This is a genomic window from Flavobacterium sp. YO12, assembly GCF_004119495.1.
Taxonomy (GTDB): domain Bacteria; phylum Bacteroidota; class Bacteroidia; order Flavobacteriales; family Flavobacteriaceae; genus Flavobacterium.
On the sequence record NZ_NRQU01000073.1, the window covers coordinates 1 to 19644 of the forward strand.

At 32.9% G+C, this 19644-nt stretch carries 18 protein-coding genes; 11 read left to right on the top strand and 7 right to left on the bottom strand.

Annotation, left to right across the window (positions count from 1 at the left end):
* Positions 1-121: 121 nt before the first annotated feature.
* Positions 122-1177, top strand: a complete 1056-nt coding sequence (locus BOW55_RS17970; protein ID WP_129025550.1) for a hypothetical protein — start codon at positions 122-124, stop codon at positions 1175-1177.
* A 238-nt stretch (positions 1178-1415) separates the two neighbouring features.
* Here the strand turns inward: BOW55_RS17970 and BOW55_RS17975 are convergent, their stop codons facing one another.
* Positions 1416-2456, bottom strand: a complete 1041-nt coding sequence (locus BOW55_RS17975) for a GntR family transcriptional regulator (RefSeq protein ID WP_099718710.1) — start codon at positions 2454-2456, stop codon at positions 1416-1418.
* 394 nt (positions 2457-2850) lie between these two features.
* Here BOW55_RS17975 and rhaT point away from each other — a divergent pair, with 394 nt between their 5' ends.
* From rhaT to BOW55_RS18010, 7 genes are all read left to right on the top strand, one after another.
* Positions 2851-3900, top strand: a complete 1050-nt coding sequence (gene rhaT / locus BOW55_RS17980) for an L-rhamnose/proton symporter RhaT (RefSeq protein ID WP_129025552.1) — start codon at positions 2851-2853, stop codon at positions 3898-3900.
* Positions 3901-3924: 24 nt separating this feature from the next.
* Positions 3925-6066, top strand: a complete 2142-nt coding sequence (locus tag BOW55_RS17985; protein WP_129025554.1) for a bifunctional aldolase/short-chain dehydrogenase — start codon at positions 3925-3927, stop codon at positions 6064-6066.
* A gap of 359 nt (positions 6067-6425) precedes the next feature.
* Positions 6426-7700 carry a TIM barrel protein gene (locus BOW55_RS17990; RefSeq protein WP_129025556.1) on the top strand — a complete coding sequence of 425 codons (1275 nt, stop codon included), beginning with the start codon at positions 6426-6428 and terminating at the stop codon, positions 7698-7700.
* Between the two features lie 145 nt (positions 7701-7845).
* Positions 7846-9207, top strand: coding sequence for an FGGY-family carbohydrate kinase (locus BOW55_RS17995; protein WP_129025558.1), 1362 nt, complete (start codon positions 7846-7848; stop codon positions 9205-9207).
* Between the two features lie 162 nt (positions 9208-9369).
* Positions 9370-10110, top strand: a complete 741-nt coding sequence (locus BOW55_RS18000; RefSeq protein ID WP_129025560.1) for a (Fe-S)-binding protein — start codon at positions 9370-9372, stop codon at positions 10108-10110.
* A gap of 165 nt (positions 10111-10275) precedes the next feature.
* Positions 10276-11679, top strand: coding sequence for a lactate utilization protein B (locus tag BOW55_RS18005; RefSeq protein ID WP_129025562.1), 1404 nt, complete (start codon positions 10276-10278; stop codon positions 11677-11679).
* Entirely contained in the window at positions 11669-12256 is a 588-nt protein-coding gene (locus tag BOW55_RS18010) for an LUD domain-containing protein (RefSeq protein ID WP_129025564.1), read from the top strand. Before BOW55_RS18005 ends, BOW55_RS18010 begins: the two co-directional genes overlap by 11 nt.
* A 76-nt stretch (positions 12257-12332) precedes the next feature.
* On the opposite strand, the gene BOW55_RS18015 is transcribed toward BOW55_RS18010, so the two are convergent.
* Positions 12333-12665 (bottom strand): YegP family protein, encoded by a 333-nt coding sequence (locus tag BOW55_RS18015; protein ID WP_129025566.1) that lies wholly within the window; start codon positions 12663-12665, stop codon positions 12333-12335.
* A gap of 194 nt (positions 12666-12859) precedes the next feature.
* Here BOW55_RS18015 and BOW55_RS21435 point away from each other — a divergent pair, with 194 nt between their 5' ends.
* The gene (locus BOW55_RS21435; RefSeq protein WP_241686607.1) at positions 12860-13162 is read left to right on the top strand and encodes a copper resistance protein NlpE N-terminal domain-containing protein; all 303 of its coding nucleotides are present in this window, start codon (positions 12860-12862) and stop codon (positions 13160-13162) included.
* 308 nt (positions 13163-13470) lie between these two features.
* Here BOW55_RS21435 and BOW55_RS18025 read toward each other — a convergent pair whose 3' ends face one another.
* The 4 genes from BOW55_RS18025 to BOW55_RS18040 form a co-directional block, all read right to left on the bottom strand.
* Positions 13471-13986 (bottom strand): DUF2911 domain-containing protein, encoded by a 516-nt coding sequence (locus BOW55_RS18025; RefSeq protein ID WP_371414536.1) that lies wholly within the window; start codon positions 13984-13986, stop codon positions 13471-13473.
* Between the two features lie 129 nt (positions 13987-14115).
* Positions 14116-15300 (bottom strand): mannonate dehydratase, encoded by a 1185-nt coding sequence (uxuA, locus tag BOW55_RS18030; protein ID WP_129025568.1) that lies wholly within the window; start codon positions 15298-15300, stop codon positions 14116-14118.
* Positions 15301-15332: 32 nt separating this feature from the next.
* On the bottom strand, positions 15333-16145 hold the full coding sequence (locus tag BOW55_RS18035; protein ID WP_129025570.1) for an SDR family oxidoreductase: 813 nt from the start codon (positions 16143-16145) through the stop codon (positions 15333-15335).
* 122 nt (positions 16146-16267) lie between these two features.
* Positions 16268-16717 (bottom strand): YhcH/YjgK/YiaL family protein, encoded by a 450-nt coding sequence (locus tag BOW55_RS18040; protein WP_129025572.1) that lies wholly within the window; start codon positions 16715-16717, stop codon positions 16268-16270.
* A gap of 216 nt (positions 16718-16933) precedes the next feature.
* Here BOW55_RS18040 and BOW55_RS18045 point away from each other — a divergent pair, with 216 nt between their 5' ends.
* Both BOW55_RS18045 and BOW55_RS18050 read left to right on the top strand, forming a co-directional pair.
* Positions 16934-17941: a LacI family DNA-binding transcriptional regulator gene (locus tag BOW55_RS18045; RefSeq protein WP_129025574.1), complete on the top strand. Its 1008-nt coding sequence runs from the start codon at positions 16934-16936 to the stop codon at positions 17939-17941.
* A 108-nt stretch (positions 17942-18049) separates the two neighbouring features.
* Positions 18050-18685, top strand: coding sequence for an HAD family phosphatase (locus BOW55_RS18050; protein WP_129025576.1), 636 nt, complete (start codon positions 18050-18052; stop codon positions 18683-18685).
* 60 nt (positions 18686-18745) lie between these two features.
* Here the strand turns inward: BOW55_RS18050 and BOW55_RS18055 are convergent.
* On the bottom strand, positions 18746-19644 hold an 899-nt coding region (locus BOW55_RS18055; protein ID WP_164975065.1), incomplete at its 5' end, for a bifunctional helix-turn-helix transcriptional regulator/GNAT family N-acetyltransferase.

Consider the following 19644-nt stretch of genomic DNA (forward strand, 5'->3'; position numbering starts at 1 on the left):
AATGGTTGTTTTTTGCAATAAAATACAATTCGTCATATAAAAAATACAGTTCAGTACATAAAAATTTATTATTTGTTCAGCTTAAAATACTTTTGAATCAAAATAATATAACTCTATAACCATGAAGAAAACTTTAAAATTTTTAAAAATCGCACTTATTTCTTTTTTAAGCATTTGTTTAATTTTCCTAGCCTATTTTTACATCAGCAGTAAAATATTTATAGGTTCTGCAAACCAAGAAAATATTGATTATTTAGCAAAAAATCAAGTTGAGACAACAAAGTCAATCAACGAGAAATTATTTGATGACGATTTTTATAAATCAAAAGTTTTTCTTTTAGGAGAAATTCACGGTTATGCAGATAATCAAACTCTAGATAAGGAGATGTTATTTTTCCTGAATAAAAAAGCGGGAATCAAGTATTATATTGCCGAAATGGATAGTTTAACAGCCAATAAACTAAATAGCTTTTTATTAAAAAACAGCAAAGATGAAGCAGTACTAAAAGATGTTGTTTTAAATATAGCTAAAAGAATTCCTCAGCAATCGAGCCAAGAGCTGTTTGATAAATGGAATGCTGTTTATGATTACAATCAAAAATTAGCTGATTCTGCAAAAATTACTGTGATCGGAATCGATAAGAATTTTGATGATACTTCAAAAGGTTCGAGAGATTTAGCGATGATCGCCAATTTTAAGAATTCAATTAAAAAAATGAATATAGAGAATGAAAAGTTTTACGGTCTTTTTGGATACTTTCATACTATACAAAAGAAATCTGAGGGAGGAAAAGATTCATTTGCGGCACAATTGAAAGAGGCTGGAATTAAAACAACAAGTATGGTTAGTTATACTATAGACAGCGAAATGTATCTTCCTAAAAACCCACAATTTCCAACACCAGAAAACGAAAGAATAGATTGGTTGAATGCAGATGGACCTTTAATGCTTGTAAAAGGAATTAATGACTTAAAAGAATTGAGCAAACCTAATGCGATTACTCTTTTCAAACTTAATTCTCAAAAGTCGCCTTATCTTAAATCACAAAATCTGATAAACATAAAATCAAGAGTTTTTGGAGAAAACATTATTCCTCAGGAAAGTTCATTTACAACAGATTATTTTCAATATGTTTTTCTTCTTAGAAACTCTAAAGCATTAAGTAAATTGAAATAATAAAGTACTAGAACTTTTTATTGCGATTTTAGATTTGATCTTAAATTGTTCGAATCAAAAAATCAGAAAGCAGTGAAAATAGTATACTTATTGAAACAGTCTTGAAATTACCTCCAGCTAAGTTTGGAGGTAATTTAAAAGAAAAAATATTGTTTTGAGAATTTTATTTTAAAAGCAAAGGTTCAAAAGTTTTCTTTTAAAACCTTTGAACCTCTGCATCTATGAACCTTTGAACCTCTTAAATAGAATTTCGATCAATAAAATTAAAAGGCACTTTTACCTGTCCTTTTTCTTTATTTAAAATCATTCGTGCAGCGGTTTCGCCCATTACATTAAAGTCTGTAGACATTACAGTAATACCCAGTAATTCTTTCAAAGGAGTATCGTTATAAGAGATAACGCCTATTTCTTTTCCTAGAATAAATTCTTCATCACGAATCTGCTTCATTAAGTTTACAAGATCAGATTCTTCAATGGTAATAAATAAATCTCCTTTTTTAAGAATCATATCATCGTAAACCTCACTTAGAATTTCAAAATTAATTTCGTGTTCTACGCAGAATTTTCTAAATCCGTGCAGGATTCTTCTTGGATAAGGATAAACAGCTTTGTCGGGATAAACTAGAATCAGCTTTTTGTATTTTGATATTTTTTCTAAACCTTCTTTTAAAGCATTGTAAATATCATTTTCAAAATCCTGATATATTTTAATAATTTCGCCTTCCATTCCTAGTTTAATGTTGTCCATTAAAACTAATTTTTCCTGCGGAATTCTCTGAATTGCTTTTGCAACTTCATCAGTAAAACTCAAATGTTTTAACTCATCAGTTTTAAAATGGGTCGTAATCACATAATAATCATATGCACCTTCAAACTTGTCTAACAAATTTAAAAACAGTGTTTCATCACAATGATAAATATGAAGGTCAGTATGAGCATTAGCGCCAAGTGTGTTAATAAACGAGCTGTACGTTTTCATTTTGTAGGCACTCAGTTTATTAAATAAAAACAGAATATTTACTTTAGATTCTAGTTTTGTTCTGGTAATATAATATCCTTTTCCTCTAATCGATGAAATAATTTTTCGCTCTTTCAGAATATTATATGCCTTTTCTACAGTATCGCGCGACATATAAAATTCTTCACTGAAACTATTTATAGAGGGGATTTTTTGATTTATTTTTAAATTTCCGTTAGCAATATTCTGTAAAATCGAGTCTACAATTTGTTTGTATTTTGGAACCCTCGAATCTTCATCTATTTTAATTAATTTAATCATGATTATGTTTTGCAAACTAGTTTCATATTTTGGCCATGAAACATAATTTTAAATTATAATATTAAAAAAATGGTTTTTAAAACCTGCTTTACATACTGATTTTATTACTTTCCTTACAAAAAAAGCGCAATTAAATACGGCTTGTTTTATATTTAAGTGTTTTTCACAATTTGGTAGTGAACTGAGGATATAATAATTACGAAATCAATCGCTAAAATAGCGTTTTTAAATTTACTTTTCCAATACTTAAGGATTGTTCTTTGCAAATAATAAGCAGTTTTAACATAATTACAAGATTCATAAAGGATAGTACAGGACAGTTTTCTTTCGAGCATTATATTATTTTACAAAACCAAATTAACTATCACAATTAACCAAAAAACAAAATTATTAAATGGAATCATTATTAGGAATTATTTTTCATTCTATCGGAGGATTTTCTTCGGGTAGTTTTTATATGCCTTTTAAAAAAGTTAAAGATTGGGCTTGGGAAAGCTACTGGCTTGTGGGCGGTTTCTTTTCTTGGTTAATTGTACCGCCGATTGCGGCTTATTTAACGATTCCAAATTTTACAGAAATCATCGTTGCAGCTTCTCCTTCTATCAAAGCCTTTACGTATTCGATGGGATTAGTTTGGGGAGTTGGAGGTTTAACATACGGTTTAGGTGTTCGCTATCTTGGAATGTCATTAGGAAATTCAATTACCTTAGGATTTTGTTCTGCTTTTGGAGCATTAGTTCCTTCTATTTATTACGATTTATACCCAACAGAAGGTAAAATTTCATTTTCGGATATGCTGGCAAGTTCTGGCGGACAATTGGTTTTATTGGGCGTTGCGGTTTGCCTTTTAGGAATCGCTATTTCTGGAAAAGCCGGAATGTTGAAAGAAAAGGATTTTGCAACAGGTCATGAAGATAAGGATAAAGATTTTAGTCTAGCAAAAGGTTTAACTGTAGCTGTTATTTCGGGTATCTTGAGTTCGTTTTTTAATTACGGAATCGAAGCTGGAAAACCAATGGCAGAAAAAGCAGTTGAATTTGGCTGTAATCCTTTATTTCAAAACAACGTAACTTATATTGTTTTGCTTTGGGGAGGTTTGACTACCAATTTTATTTGGTGTCTATATCTTAACTTCAAAAACAAAAGTATTGGTGATTACACCAACAAATCTACTCCAATTACTAAAAATGTGCTTTTCTCAGCACTTGCCGGAACAATGTGGTTTTTGCAGTTTTTCTTTTACGGAATGGGCGAAAGCAAACTAGGAAACGGTGCAAGTTCATGGATTCTGCACATGGCAACTATTATTCTAACGGCTAATTTCTGGGGATTCTATTTGAAAGAATGGACAGGAGTATCGAAAAAAACATTTAGAACATTCCTTTGGGGAATCGGATTAATTATGCTTTCGATTGTTTTAGTGGGAATTGGAAACTCTTTATAAATACTGAAAAAACATATGATAACAATGTCAAATACAAATACAAAAAATATGAATTTTAAGCATGTTAGCTATCTTTGGGATGAGGCAAAAGCTCAAGAACTAGCTGGTGATGAAGTAGCGCTTTTCATTTATCGCTCTAATTTATTAGGAGCCGATTTAAGATTGACAAACTACGGAGGAGGAAATACTTCTGTAAAAATTACGGATAAAGATCCATTAACTGGGGCAAGTTCTGAGGTTATGTGGATTAAAGGTTCTGGGGGAGATATTGGAACTTTAACAAAATCAGGTTGTGCGGCGTTATATTTAGACAGACTTCGCAATCTTGAAAATGTATACAGAGGAATTGAGTTTGAAGATGAAATGGTAGAATTGTTCAATCACTGTATTTTCGACTTAGCTTCAAAAGCGCCGTCTATCGACACACCTTTGCATGGTTTTTTACCATTCAAACACATCGATCACTTACATCCAGATGCTGCTATTGCAATTGCAGCAGCAAAAGACGGAGCAAAAATTACAGAAGAATTATTTAATGGAGAAATCGGCTGGGTAGGCTGGCAGCGTCCAGGCTTCGATTTAGGACTTCAATTAAGAAGTTGTTTAGAAGAAGCAGAAAAGAAAGGTAAAAAACTAAGAGGAATCATGTTAGGTTCTCACGGTTTATTTACTTGGGGTGATACTGCATACGAAAGTTACATCAACACATTAGAAGTAATCGAAAAATGTGCTGAATATCTTGAAAACAATTACGGTAAAAAACGTCCGGTTTTTGGAGGTCAAAAAATCGAAAGCCTTCCAGAAGCAGATCGTAAATTGAAAGCCGCAAAAGTTGCTCCAATTTTAAGAGGTTTCTGTTCATCAGAGCGTCAAATGATTGGTCATTATACAGATGATGCAAGAGTTTTGGAATTCATTAATTCAAATGATCTTTCAAAATTAGCTCCATTAGGAACTTCTTGTCCAGATCACTTTTTAAGAACTAAAATCAGTCCATTGGTTTTAGAATTAAATCCAAACGAGGATTTATCAGATATAAATGCGGTTAAAGCAAAACTAGCTCCGGCTTTTGAAGCTTACCGTGCAATGTACAAAGACTATTATAATGCCTGCAAGAAATCGAATTCTCCTGCAATGCGTGACCCAAATCCAGTTGTGATTTTATATCCAGGAGTAGGGATGTTCACTTTTGCAAAAGATAAAACGATGGCGCGTTTGGCATCAGAATATTATGTGAATGCAGTAAATGTAATGAAAGGCGCAGAAGCCGTTTCAGAATATACTTCGCTGCCACACCAAGAAGCTTTTGATATTGAATATTGGTTGTTAGAAGAAGCAAAACTACAGCGTATGCCAAAACCAAAAGCATTGTCTGGCAGAGTAGCTGTGATTACAGGTTCTGCGGGCGGAATTGGTAAAGCTATTGCTAAGAAGTTTGCTCAAGAAGGCGCTTGCGTAGTAATCAACGATATTAACCAAGAACGTTTAGAAGGTGCAACAGCTGAGTTTATTAAAGCTTTTGGAAAAGATGCAGTTGCAAGTACATTGCTTAATGTAACAGACGAAGCTAGTACAGCATTAGCTTTAGATCAAGCTTCTTTAGCTTTTGGAGGTGTAGATATTATTGTAAACAATGCTGGAATCAGTATTTCAAAATCTATTGCAGAACATACTCTTGAAGAATGGGATAGATTATACGATATCTTAGTAAAAGGACAGTTTATTGTTTCTAAAGCTGGAATCGAAGTAATGCGCAAACAAGGTTTTGGTGGAGACATCGTAAACATTGTTTCTAAAAATGCAGTTGTTGCTGGTCCAAATAATCCTGGATACGGTTCTGCTAAAGCTGCACAAGCACATTTAACACGTTTAATGGCTGCCGAATTAGGAGCTGATAAAATTCGTGTAAACACAGTAAATCCTGATGCTGTAATCTCAGATTCAAATATTTGGTCTGGCGGATGGGCAGAAGGTCGTGCAAAAGCATATGGAGTTACAGTTGAAGAACTTCCAGCTTATTATGCAAAACGTACGTTATTAAACGAAATCATATTGCCAGATGATATTGCAAACGCTTGTTTTGCTTTTGTTGGTGGTTTACTTGGTAAATCAACAGGAAATGCTTTAAACGTAGACGGTGGTGTTGCGATGGGCTTTTATAGATAAAGATTGTTTAGGTTTTTTTATAAGTTTGTTTAAGCAAAAGTGGTTTTTTGTGGTCTAACGTTCGATATTTCGGACGTTAGATTTTTTTAGACATAAGAGTTTTATAAAGAAGACTAAATAGCATAAAATAATAAAGTTAAACGCAGAGAACGATTATATAATTTTCGAGTTCAAAAAAATGCTTTAACCTGTAGAAATATAGTTTTTTCTTAAGTTTTAAGAATGAAAAATAGATTCATCATTAATGCATAATTAGGTGTTTTGATGTGAGAACTTTTAAGGTTATATTTTTATGTGTTAAAAACACACGAATAAAATTAAATTGTATATCTTGTATCTCTATTAAAATAATAAGTATTATGATAATCGGATCAAACAATATTGAATCTCATAACGAGGAATTATTAAAAAAACACCAAAATAAACTGGTTTTTACAGCATCAGAAATTGATAATACTGAGGCGATTATTCAAAAACTAATCGATTTTCAGATTGCAATTCCATCTTGGGCTTTAGGAACAGGAGGAACGCGATTTGGACGTTTTGCAGGTGGAGGAGAACCGCGTTCAATCGAAGAAAAAATCGAAGATGTTGGTTTGCTTCATAAATTAAATAATGCTTCAGGAGCTATTTCGCTGCATATTCCGTGGGATATTCCACAAGATTATAAAGCAATAAAAGCACTTGCAGCGCAGCATAATTTAAAGTTTGATGCCATGAACTCCAATACATTTCAAGATCAGGCAGATTCAGAACATACTTATAAATACGGTTCGTTGCAAAACGTAAATAAAGCAGTTCGTAAACAAGCGATTGCTCACAATATTGAAGTAATCAAACACGGGATTGAATTAGGATCAGAGTCATTAACAGTTTGGCTTGCTGATGGTTCCAATTTTCCTGGGCAGTTGAACTTTCGTAAAGCGTATCAAAATACATTAGAAAGTTTAGAAGAAATCTACGATGCATTGCCTTCGAACTGGAAATTATTTTTAGAATATAAATGTGCTGAGCCTAACTTTTACTCAACGACAGTAGCTGATTGGGGACAGTCTTATTCGTATGTTAAAAAGTTAGGCGATAAAGCGCAGACATTAGTCGATTTAGGACATCATTTACCAAATGCAAATATCGAGCAGATTGTTTCTTTATTATTAATGGAAAACAAACTGGGCGGATTCCACTTTAACGATTCAAAATACGGTGACGACGATTTAACTGCTGGAGCTTTAAAACCATATCAATTATTTTTAATTTTTAATGAATTAGTTGAAGGAATGGATGCAAGAGGAATGAATCATGCCAAAGATCTTGGCTGGATGATCGATGCATCACACAACATCAAAGATCCGTTAGAAGATTTATTGCAGTCTGTAGAAGCTATTATGATTGCTTATGCACAAGCACTTTCTGTAGACAGAAAAGCATTAGAAAAGGCACAGGAAGAAAATGATGTAGTAAAAGCACAGGAAATTCTTCAAAATGCTTTCCGTACAGATGTTCGTGCGTTAGTTGCTGAGGCACGTTTCCGCTCTGGAGCTGCTTTAAATCCAGTTGAATTGTACAGAAGCCTTTCTGTTAGAAAAAATCTTATTGGAGAAAGAGGATTAAAAACATTAGCGACAGGATTATAATTATAAATTATTAGTTGTTAATTATAAATTATGAGTTAATGCCAATGTTATTTTTATGTTGGTTCTTTTAAAAAAGACTTGGCAAAAATCATAACTCTGTAATTTGTAATTAACAGTTGATAATTAACAATTTACAATTAAAAAAATGAATGTAGTTGCAATTTTTGATATTGGTAAAACAAACAAAAAAGTATTCTTATTTGATGAAAACTATAGAATCGTTTGGGAGAAATCAGTCAATCTAGACGAAACAGTCGACGAAGACGGTTTTCCGTGTGAGAATATAGAAGTGCTTAAAAATTGGATTTTTGAGCGTTTAGAAGAAATAAAAGCTTTAACCAATTATGTATTAAAAGCGATCAATTTTAGTACCTATGGTGCTAGTTTTGTCTACATTGATAAAGAAGGAAAAATTTTAACTCCTCTGTATAACTATCTAAAAGATTATCCAGAGGATTTAAAAAACGATTTCTATCATAAGTATAAAGGTAAAGAACGATTTGCTGTAAAAACAGCTTCTCCGGTTTTGGGAAGCTTAAATTCAGGAATGCAGATTTACCGTTTAAAAGAAGAAAGACCAGAATTATTTGAAAAAGTAGAATACTGTTTGCATCTTCCGCAATTCTTAAGTTTTCTTTTAACCAATGAAGCTTACGCCGATATTACAAGCGTGGGTTGTCATACCAATCTTTGGAATTTCAAAAAAATGAAATACCATAAATGGTTAAAAAATGAAGGCATTTCATCTAAAATTCCTGAGTTTTATTCTGGAAAAGACGTTATCAAAACAAAAGATGGTTTATCAGTAGGTGCAGGACTTCACGATAGTTCATCAGCCATAATTCCGTATACCATAAATTTTACAGAACCTTTTGTTTTATTGTCAACAGGAACTTGGAGTATTTCCTTAAATCCGTTCAATAATAAACAATTGACTTTTGAAGAATTACAAAATGATTGTTTGTGTTATTTGCAATACACAGAAAAACCCGTAAAAGCCGCAAGACTTTTTGCAGGAAACGAACACGAAATACAAACCAAAAGATTAGCAGAGTATTTTAAAGTTCCAGTTGATACATACAAAGAGGTTTATTTTGATAAAAACATTGTATCTAATTTAAGAGCCTTAAATTTTCAGATTATTTACCCTAAAAAGTATAATTTTGATATACTGAAAGAATGCCCTTTTCAAAATAGAGAGCTTTCAACATTTAAAAGCTATGAAATCGCCTATCATCAATTGATGTTGGATTTGGTAGAACAACAAGTATTTTCAACTAACTTAGTCATTCATAACAGCCCTGTAAAGAAAATTTTTGTAGACGGAGGTTTTAGTAAAAATTCAATTTATATGAATTTATTAGCCGAAGCTTTTCCTGATATTGAAGTTTATGCCGCATCAATGGCGCAGGCAAGTGCTTTGGGAGCTGCATTAGCAATTCATCAAAACTGGAATCCTAAACCCATTCAGAATGACTTAATTGATTTGAAATTTTATAAGCATTAAAAAAAAATCAGCCACTCCCGATAGTTATCGGGATAAAAGATTAAGTAGATTTTTGTTTCACGCAAATTCTGCAGATTTAAGCAGATTTAGTTTTAGAAAATCTGCGTACATCTGCTTAAATCTTTTTAAAATCTGCGTGAAAAAATAATAATTACCAAGAATATGAAAATCGGGCTATTTATACCATGTTATGTCGATCAGTTTTACCCAAAAGTGGGTATTGCGACATACGAACTTTTACAGAAATTAGGCTGTGAAGTTCATTTTCCGATGGGACAAACCTGCTGTGGACAACCAATGGCAAACAGCGGTTATGCACACTTAACAAAAGGCTGTGATACTAATTTTATAGCCAATTTTTCAGGATTCGATTATATTGTATGCCCTTCTGGAAGTTGTGTTCTGCATGTAAAAGACCATTTGCATGATGATAAAAATGAAGCAGCAGCGACAGCAATTCGAAACACTGTTTACGAACTAACAGAATTCATAACTGATATTTTAAAAATTGATCATATCGATGGGCGTTTTCCTTTTAAAGTGGGAATGCATGTGAGCTGTCACGGACAACGCGGATTACATCTTTCGCAGATGTCAGAATTAAATGCTCCATTTTTCTCGAAACCCGAGCAATTACTTCACAATATCGAAGGACTTGATTTGGTTGCTTTAACTAGAAAAGATGAATGCTGCGGTTTTGGAGGTACATTTTGTGTTACTGAAGAAGCCGTTTCTGTAAAAATGGGACAAGACCGAATTAAAGATCACGAAAGTCATAATGTTGATTATATTACAGGTGGTGATATGTCTTGCTTAATGCATTTGGATGGAATTTTGAAAAGACAAAAAAGTAGAATCAAAACCATTCATATTGCAGAAATATTAAATTCACTCGAAAATTAAGAACAAATGTTGAGCATAAAATTTAACCGCGAAGTTAGCAAGGTTTTACACAAGGTTCGCAAAGTTAATTTTAATCTTTGCGCATTTTGCGTTTTTTTCTTTGCGCACTTTGCGGTTAAATAAAACATTATAAGCATTCCAAAATTGACTTTTAAATAATTAAAAATGTCATCAGAAAAAATAATACAGCACAGCGAAGCAGCAGCAAAATTCAACAAAGATGTAGAGCGTGTCAATTGGCATGATGAAACACTTTGGTTTGTTCGTGCGAAACGTGATAAATCGGCACATCAAATTGATGATTGGGAATTATTACGTGAAACGGCTTCAAAAATCAAAGCCAATGTACTTTCTAATATTCACGATTATTTAGTCGAATTTGAAGCCAATGCGCAAAGAAACGGAATCATTGTACATTGGGCAGCTGATGCGAAAGAACACAATGAAATAATACATTCGATTATGGCAAAACATGATGTAAAGCAAATGGTAAAATCCAAATCGATGCTTACAGAAGAATGTCATTTAAATGATTATTTAGCCGAAAAAGGCATAGAAGTTATCGATTCAGATTTAGGAGAATATATTGTACAGCTTCGTAAAGAACCGCCAAGTCATATTGTACTTCCAGCGATTCACCTTAAAAAAGAAGATGTAAGCGAAACTTTCCACGAACATCTGGGAACAGAAAAAGGAAATTATAATCCGCAGTATTTAACAGAATCGGCTCGTCATAGTTTAAGAAATACTTTCTTGACTAGAAAAGTGGCTTTAACAGGAGTAAATTTCGCTGTAGCCGAAACAGGTGAATTTGTAGTTTGTACCAACGAAGGAAATGCCGATATGGGCGCACATTTAGCCGATGTTCATATTGCTTGTATGGGATTTGAAAAGCTGATTCCACAACGTAAGCATTTAGGTGTTTTCTTGAGGTTATTAGCAAGAAGTGCAACAGGACAGCCTATAACAACTTTTTCAAGCCATTTTAAGAAACCAAGAGACGGAAAAGAACTTCATATTGTAATTGTCGACAACGGAAGAAGCAAACAGTTGGGGCGTGAAGATTTTAGAAATTCTTTAAAATGTATTCGCTGTGGTGCTTGTATGAATACCTGCCCAGTTTACAGACGAAGCGGCGGGCACAGTTATCACAATGCGGTAGCAGGACCAATAGGTTCTATTTTAGCACCGAATTTAGATATGAGCAAAAATGCCGATCTGCCTTTTGCCAGTACGCTTTGCGGCTCTTGTACCAATGTTTGTCCAGTAAAAATTGATATTCACGATCAACTGTACAAATGGCGTCAGGTTTTGGTAAAAGACGGTTATACACCAAAAGCCAAAACCATTGCAATGAAAACAATGGCAACAGTATTGGCAAATCCAACTATTTTTAACATTGCAGGAAAATCGGGAAGATTTGTAATGAAAAATATTCCAGCAATGGTTAATAATAAAATGAATAAATGGTACGATCAGCGCGAAATGCCAGACGTTCCTGAGGAATCTTTTAGAGAGTGGTACAAGAAAAATTCGAGAGAATCTAAAGCAAAAGACAATGAGCAGTAAAGCCGAAATTTTAAACAGAATAAAACTAAATCAGCCTGATTTGGTTACAGAACTGCCAGATTTAAGTCTTTTAGGTTCCGAAGATTTTGATACGCTAGAAACCTATAAAACGGTTTTAAAAGGAATTGGAGGTGATCCTGTTGAAGTATCTAGTTATGAAGAGATAATCGATTATATAAAGGCCAATTATAATCTTAAAAAGAGATTAATTACAACGCTTCCAGAGCTTTCAGAAATCGCTTCTTTAGACTGGAATAATGTAGATCCACATTTGCTTCACGATGTTGAATTGACGGTCGTAAAAGCACATTTTGGAGTTGCAGAGAACAGCGGACTTTGGGTTACAGATGATATTTTAGGACAGCGAGTAGCACCTTTTATTGCGCAGTATTTAGTGATAATTGTTCATAAAAAAGATATTATCCGAACTATGCAGCAGGCTTATGACAGAATTGGAAATCAGGAGTACGGTTTTGGGACTTTTATTGCTGGACCGTCTAAAACTGCCGATATTGAACAGTCATTAGTTTTAGGAGCGCATGGCGCAAGAGGTTTGATTGTATTCTTGTTAGATTAAGAGATGAATTATAGTATTAGTTTACATAATAATGAAAAAGCGGGGTATATGCCCCGCTTTTTTATGGTATAAATTTTTATGCTGTCTGATCATCAGTAACTGCATCTGGAGCGTTTTTCTTTACAGATTCAATTCCGTTTTCTCTCGCAGCTACACTTTCATACATTTCACTTGAACCAATTATTTGTCCATTGCTGGCTTTTAAATTAAAATACGGTTTTCCGTTACTTGATTCTTTTCTGTCATAACGACCATCATCTTGTGAGTTTGTTTTTACAGATTCGATTCCGTTTGTGCAGGCCGCTTTTGTTGTATAGCCTTCACTTGTTAAAATTGTCTGGCCGTTACCAGCTTTCAAATTAAATTGAAATTCACCATTGGTTCTTTTAGTAATTACAAATTTTCCCATTTAGTTTTTTATTTAAGTTAACTATAATATTTTGCTTTCTATAAAAATACAAAACTTAGTTATACAATCGCTAGTGTCAGAAAAAATAATTAATAGGATAATTATAACGGAATATTTTCTTTACAATTTATAGGTTTTGAAACAAGACAAAAGAGAATTCTTTATATTTGAGTTAAATATTAGCTATAATTATTATGAGAAAACTATGTATTGTATTAGTAATTGCAACGCTGATTTCATCTTGCAATTCTAAAAAGAAAGAAGATACAGTAGAAACTGCTGTGAAAGATTCGACAACAGTAAGTACTGAAAAAAGTACAGCCGCGAAGGTTGATGTTTATGAAGGATTATTACCATGTGCAGATTGCAGCGGTATAGAAACTGTTCTGAAAATTTATCAAGGTGATGGCACTATGGAAAGCCATAAGTTTGAATTATTTACCGTATACAAAGGAAAGTCGCCTGAAAAAGAGTTTGTAGAAAAAGGAACTTTTTAATACCGAAAGAGGTTTAGAAAACGATCCAAACGGGACAATCTATATATTGAATTGGGGCAAACCTGCAGAGAATCAGATTTATTACGGTTATTACAGCGCAGATCCTGAGAAAGTATATATGTTAGATCGAGAGAAAAAAATAATCAAGTCAGAGCTGAATTATGCTTTAACCTTGAAAAAGTAATAGCATACGAATGATTTAATTTTAAACAAATAAAGAGACTTTTTCAAGTCTCTTTATTGTTATATATTATGTTTGAATTATTTAACTGTAATAGGCAGTTCAACCGTTGTTTTATCCCATCCAATTACCAAATTTGCTGTGTGCCTTGTGATGTAAAAGCAATTGATAAAGCTTCGATAACTGTAGAAACAGGTTTTACAGGAACAGATACTCGAACAACATCTTTACTTTCGTCATATGCATAACCACCCCATAAATCAAGTTCCTTGTTGATAATAATTGTCCATTTGTCTTTTTCAGGAATTGCAAATAAACTGTAAGTTCCTGCAGGAACATTTTTACCGCCAATAGTTACTGCTTTGTAAAATTTGATTTCAGTATTTTCATTAGCACCAACTCTCCAAACTTCTCCATACTTAATCAAATCACCAAAAATAGTACGTCCTTTTACAGATGGTCTTGCATAGGTAACTTTTACAACAGGAGCTGGATTATCAGTTTTTTTGAACTTAACAGGTTTGTTAGGAAAATAAGAAATATCTACAGGACTTGCATCCAGTGGAGCAAATTTTACAACTTCCTGAGCTTGAACTGTAAATGCAGCAAATAAAGTAACTGCAAGTAAACTTAATTTTTTCATAGGATTACAATTTTTAGAATAAATACAAAGTAAGTTAATAGTGATTAAAAATCACATCATTACAGTTAGTTTTTTGTTAATGAATTGGTAACGACTCTTAAATTTAATCTAAAAAGATATCGAAAAATTTTAAAGCGATTTTTTAATTCCCATTTCAAGCCCTCTTAGTTCAGCTAGTCCACGTAAGCGGCCAATTGCAGAATAACCCGGATTTGTTTTCTTCTTCAAATCATCCAGCATTTGATGCCCGTGATCTGGACGCATCGGCAGTTTACTGTCGTTTCTTTTTTCAACCTCTAGAATTGCTTTTACCACTTCGTACATATCTACATCGCCTTCAAGATGGTTTGCTTCATAAAAACTGCCTTCTTCATCTCTTTGCGTGCTTCGTAAATGAATAAAATTCATTTTATCTCCATGACGTCTTATAATTCCAGGTAAATCATTATCTGCTCTAACACCATATGAACCTGTGCACATCGTAAACCCGTTTGATTTTGAAGGAGCAGCATTCATTAATTCGATCAAATCTTCTTCTGTACTTACCACTCTCGGTAAACCTAAAATGGGATAAGGAGGATCATCAGGATGAATTGCCATCAAAACACCCTTACTCTCTGCAACAGGGATAATCTGCTTTAAAAAGTAAAACAAATTGTCTTTTAAAGCCTGTCTGTCAATATGATTATAAGCACTTAATGTAATTAAAAAATCCTCAACAGTATAAGCTTCTTCAGCACCCGGAAGCCCAGCCAGAATGTTTTGCTGTAATTTTACTTTGTCTTCTGCAGTCATCGCTTCAAAATAACTTTTCGCTTTTTGAGTCTGCTCGGCAGAATATTCCTTTTCAGCACCAGGTCTTTTCAAAATAAACAATTCAAAAGCCGCAAAAGCATTAATATCAAAACGAAGTGCTTTTGAGCCGTCTTCAACCGTATAAGATAAATCAGTTCTAGACCAGTCTAAAACAGGCATAAAATTATAACATACACATTGAATACCGCATGAAGCAAGATTGAGAATACTTGCTTTATAGTTTTCAATATATTGAAGATAATTTCCAGTTTGTTTTTTTATGTCTTCATGTACTGGAATACTTTCTACAACCGACCAAGTCAATCCTGAAGCGCCTTTTTTAGGGTCGCCGTCTTGGTATTCAATTTCGTTTTTTCGTTTATTGATTTCCTCTATGCTCCAAACTTCTCCATTAGGAATATGATGTAAAGCAGTTACAATTCCAGTTGCTCCAGTTTGTGCAATATCTTGTAAAGAAACAGGGTCATTTGGTCCGAACCATCTTAATGTTTGTTCCATTTTGTATTATGTTGTTTTGTAATGTTAGATTATTAAATACTCGTAGCTGCAAATCCGCCGTCAACCTTTAAGATTGTTCCTGTTACGAATTTTGACATATCGCTGCATAAAAATAAAAGAGCACCATCAATATCTTCTGGCGTTCCAAATCTTCCCATCGGTGTATGATCGATAATCTTTTCGCCTCTTGGAGTTAGATTTCCTTCAGGAGTTAATAACAAAGCTCGGTTTTGTTCTCCAATAAAAAATCCAGGTGAAATAGCATTTACGCGAATTCCCTCGCCATATTTTTGAGCCAATTCAACGGCCATCCATTGTGTGAAATTATCAATTGCTGCTTTTGAAGCTGAATATCCCACAACTCGCGTTAAAGGTCTTTGTGCCGATGCTGATGAGATGTTTATGATATTCCCTGATTTCTGCTTCGCAAAAAGCTCAGAAAAAACCTGAGTTGGTAGCATAGTTCCAATAATATTCAAATCGACTACTTTTTGTAAATCATCACTTTTCATATCATAAACAGCTTGATCCGGTTGTACAGTTGCTCCCGGCATATTACCTCCCGCAGCATTAATTAGAATATCAAGACGACCATATTTTTCAACAATAAAGTCTTTCGCTTTTTCTAATTCTTCTTTATTCAAAACATTGGCTTGAATCGCAAAACCTTCTCCGCCATTTGATTTTATATGCTGTACTGTTTTTTCTGCTTTTTCAATAGATTGAGAAACGATCCCAACTATAACACCTTGTTTCGCTAAAACATTTGCGAAATTACTGCCTAACACACCCGCACCACCTGTAATAAGTGCAATTTTTCCTTTTAGATTAAATATAGAATCCATTTAGTTTTATTTAAAAATTCAATACTCTAAATTCCAATTTTTGAAAAATAAAGTAGATTATATATGTTTGATTTTAATGTTTACGTTTTTCAATTGGAATTTGAAATTTCCCCAACAAGTAATTAGATCTTTACCTTAAAAACCAGTTTTTTCAAAAAACCTTCGCCAATCATTGCTGCGTGAACATCATCAGGAAATAAAATGGCAAATTGTTTTTCCTGCAATTCAAAAAACATATCGGGTTTATCATAGAAAAAACGTACGTCTCTTTCGTCGTTGTAATCGCCATTTGGTTTTATACATTTTTCTCTTGGCTTCCAAGCAAAAGTTTCTGGTCCTTGAATCGAAATTTGAATATCAATATTTTTATCGTGACATTCAAAACCTTTGATGCTTTCTTCTCTAGTGCTTCCATCACCATGAATAACAATAAGTTTTAAACCTTCGCAGATTTCAAACGAACCCGTTTCAAGACTTGTAATATCAGTTTGATTTACGTACTCAAAAGCTTTTTTAAAATAGGGATGCAGACTGTAATATTTTGCTGCATTATGTAATGAATCTATTATCATGAGGTAAGATTTAATTTTTAGTTTTTGAAATAAATAGTATAAAAGGTTCCGCCGTTTATATATAATGTGTAATTTTACGTGTACGCACACGGTGTTTTACAAATGTATGTAAAATGTAAAGTATAACAACCTGTTTTTACTTAAAAAAATAGAATTTTATAATGGTGCTTTTATCATTTTAACTTAAAAAGAATCAATATCATAACAATAAAGAAAATTGCCGAATTAGCTAATGTTTCTCCAGGAACTGTTGATCGAATTATTCATAATCGTGGACAGGCGGCACAAGAAACTGTCGATAAAGTCAATGCTATAATCGAAGAATTTGGTTATAAGCGTAATATTTTGGCGAGTAATCTGGCTTTAAATAAGAAATTTCATTTTGCCGTTTTTCTTCCCAAACATGAAAATCTTGAATATTGGCGCAGTCAGGCTGAAGGAATTGAAAAAGCGGCTGCAGAGTTTAGTAAATTCGGAATTGTTTTGGATTATTTCTACTATGATTATAATACAGTTTCATTTAAAGAATCAGTAAAAAAAGTGATGGATTTTGAGTGCGACGGATTGCTTTTTGCACCCATTTTTCACGAAGATTCTATTCAGTTTTTAAATGAATACAAAAAAAAGAATATTCCAGTTGTGATGATCGATTCGAATATTTCAAACAATAATGAATATGCTTATGTAGGTCAAGATGCCTTTCAGAGTGGTTATTTGGCAGGAAGACTCATAAGTTTTGCAGTAAAAAAACAAAGGAATATTTTGATTTTTAAAATCACTCAAGAAATCGAAAGTACATCCGTTTATTTACAGCGAATAAAAGGTTTTTATTCTTTTTTTGAAGACAATAATGAACTTACAAATTTTAAATTTTCAGAAGTTACTCTAAAAGATTCCAAGATTGATGAACTAAATCTTGAAATGTTTTCAGAGATAAGCAGCATTTTCGTGCCCAATTCGAGAGCATATATTGCTGCCCAATTTTTAGAGCAAAATAATATAAAAGGCATCCGAATTATAGGCTACGATTTATTAAAAGAAAACATAGAATACTTAAACAAAGGTGTAATTGATTTTTTGATTAATCAAAAACCCGAAGATCAAGGTTATATGGCAATTCAGTATTTATATAAAAAATTAGTTTTAAAAGAAGATACCGAGCAAATACATTATATGCCGCTTGAAATTATTTTGAAAGAGAATTATTCTCTAATCAGAAAGTGATTTTTTATCATTTATAATAATGCGGCAGTTAAATGAATTATATTCTGTAATTTACAGGACTTCACTTTTGTGCGAGTTAAAATTGTAATTAAATGAAAATCAATAAAAATGGTTAAATGTATTATTTTCGATTGTGATGGTGTTTTAGTAGATACAGAGAAAATTGGTAATGGAGTATTACTTGAAATGGCATCTGAGCATGGATTTGAAATGAAAATTGAAGATGCATATCGTAATTTCAACGGTCGTAAGTTAAAAGACTGTTTCAAGTATATTGAAGAAACTATTGATAAAGAACTTCCAGAAACTTTTGAATCAGAATTCCGTCAAAGAAGTTTTGATGCTTTTAAAACGCAGGTCAAACCAATGGAAGGTGTTCTTGAGTTTATAAATAAACTTAAAATTCCGTATTGTGTTGCTTCAAGCGGGCCGGTTGAAAAGATTTGTTTAAATCTTGAAGTCGCTGGTTTATTGGATAAGTTTGAGAACAAGCTTTTTAGTTCTTATCAAATAGGGAGCTGGAAACCAGAACCAGGAATTTTTTTGCACGCAGCCAAAGAAATGGGTTTTGATGTAAAAGACTGTATTGTGATTGAAGACAGCGTCGCTGGTGTACGAGCCGGAATAGACGGCGGTTTTAAAGTTTATGGTTTTGCAAACGGATATAATGATAATGATTTAGAACGGGAGGGAGCGATGGTTTTTCGCACATACGAAGAGCTTTCTAAAGAACTATATTTATAGTGTTTTTAAGCTTTGTCAAAGTTACAATCTTTGACAGAGCTTAAATAATACAGCTGTTTATTATTTCAGTTTAAGATCGTATCTTTCCTCATTAAAAGTTTCTCCCCATTCTCTTACTTCTTTAGATTGAGTAAGTTGAAAACCCGTTTTTTTGTACATTTCAAGAGCTTTGTCCTGTAAGCTTGTAGTAAGCAAAAACACATTTTTAAACTCTTTTTCATTACAAAATTGTATCGCGTCGGTTAGAAGTTTTTTTCCAATTCCTAGTCCTCTAAAAGAGGGGTCTAATAAAAACCATCTCAGCTGCGCTTCTTCTTCTGTTTGATGTACTATTGCAATACATCCCACTATCTTATTATTGTATTCTGCCACCCAAATACGGTCATTGTCGGGAGAATGTTTTTCTAAAAAATCATAAAAGGTTTTTATTACATACTTCTCAAAGTCTTTTGAAAAAGCAGATTCATTTCCGTAAATAAAACCGTGTAAGTAAATGATATAACCAATATCTCCAGGAGTAATTTTATGACGGTAGACAATATCGGTGGAGATTGGTTTGATACCTGAAAGGAGATTTTTTACATTTTGGATTGAAGTTTGTAGATTTTCTTTTTCAAAGAAGTTTAATTTTTCAATTTTGGCTTCAATCTGTTTTTCAGATTTAATATTCAGGAAATCCAAAAGCCCAATTCCTGATGGAGTAAGTTTAATATTAAATATGCGTTTATCATTATCGCATGCAACTTTTTCTATTAGATTTTCTTTTGAAAAGCGTTTTAATATCCTACTTAAATAACCTTTGTCTAAATTTAGAATTTCAGTGATTTTTTGAGCTGCTATTATTTTATTTTCACTGATTTCATATAAAATTCGTACTTCAGTAAGAGAGTAATTACTATCAAGATAATGCTGATTTAAAAGGTTTAAATATGCGGTATAGAATCTGTTGAAACTTCTAA

Excerpts from the sequence above, each read along its gene's own strand:
- BOW55_RS17990 (WP_129025556.1), top strand. The coding sequence starts at position 6,426 with ATGATAATCGGATCAAACAATATTGAATCTCATAACGAGGAATTATTA.
- BOW55_RS18035 (WP_129025570.1), bottom strand. The coding sequence starts at position 16,145 with ATGGATTCTATATTTAATCTAAAAGGAAAAATTGCACTTATTACAGGT.
- BOW55_RS18010 (WP_129025564.1), top strand. The coding sequence starts at position 11,669 with ATGAGCAGTAAAGCCGAAATTTTAAACAGAATAAAACTAAATCAGCCT.
- BOW55_RS17985 (WP_129025554.1), top strand. The coding sequence starts at position 3,925 with ATGTCAAATACAAATACAAAAAATATGAATTTTAAGCATGTTAGCTAT.
- BOW55_RS17975 (WP_099718710.1), bottom strand. The coding sequence starts at position 2,456 with ATGATTAAATTAATTAAAATAGATGAAGATTCGAGGGTTCCAAAATAC.
- BOW55_RS18005 (WP_129025562.1), top strand. The coding sequence starts at position 10,276 with ATGTCATCAGAAAAAATAATACAGCACAGCGAAGCAGCAGCAAAATTC.
- rhaT (WP_129025552.1), top strand. The coding sequence starts at position 2,851 with ATGGAATCATTATTAGGAATTATTTTTCATTCTATCGGAGGATTTTCT.
- BOW55_RS17970 (WP_129025550.1), top strand. The coding sequence starts at position 122 with ATGAAGAAAACTTTAAAATTTTTAAAAATCGCACTTATTTCTTTTTTA.
- BOW55_RS18000 (WP_129025560.1), top strand. The coding sequence starts at position 9,370 with ATGAAAATCGGGCTATTTATACCATGTTATGTCGATCAGTTTTACCCA.
- BOW55_RS18050 (WP_129025576.1), top strand. The coding sequence starts at position 18,050 with ATGGTTAAATGTATTATTTTCGATTGTGATGGTGTTTTAGTAGATACA.
- BOW55_RS17995 (WP_129025558.1), top strand. The coding sequence starts at position 7,846 with ATGAATGTAGTTGCAATTTTTGATATTGGTAAAACAAACAAAAAAGTA.
- BOW55_RS18040 (WP_129025572.1), bottom strand. The coding sequence starts at position 16,717 with ATGATAATAGATTCATTACATAATGCAGCAAAATATTACAGTCTGCAT.
- BOW55_RS18015 (WP_129025566.1), bottom strand. The coding sequence starts at position 12,665 with ATGGGAAAATTTGTAATTACTAAAAGAACCAATGGTGAATTTCAATTT.
- BOW55_RS18025 (WP_371414536.1), bottom strand. The coding sequence starts at position 13,986 with ATGAAAAAATTAAGTTTACTTGCAGTTACTTTATTTGCTGCATTTACA.
- BOW55_RS21435 (WP_241686607.1), top strand. The coding sequence starts at position 12,860 with ATGAGAAAACTATGTATTGTATTAGTAATTGCAACGCTGATTTCATCT.
- uxuA (WP_129025568.1), bottom strand. The coding sequence starts at position 15,300 with ATGGAACAAACATTAAGATGGTTCGGACCAAATGACCCTGTTTCTTTA.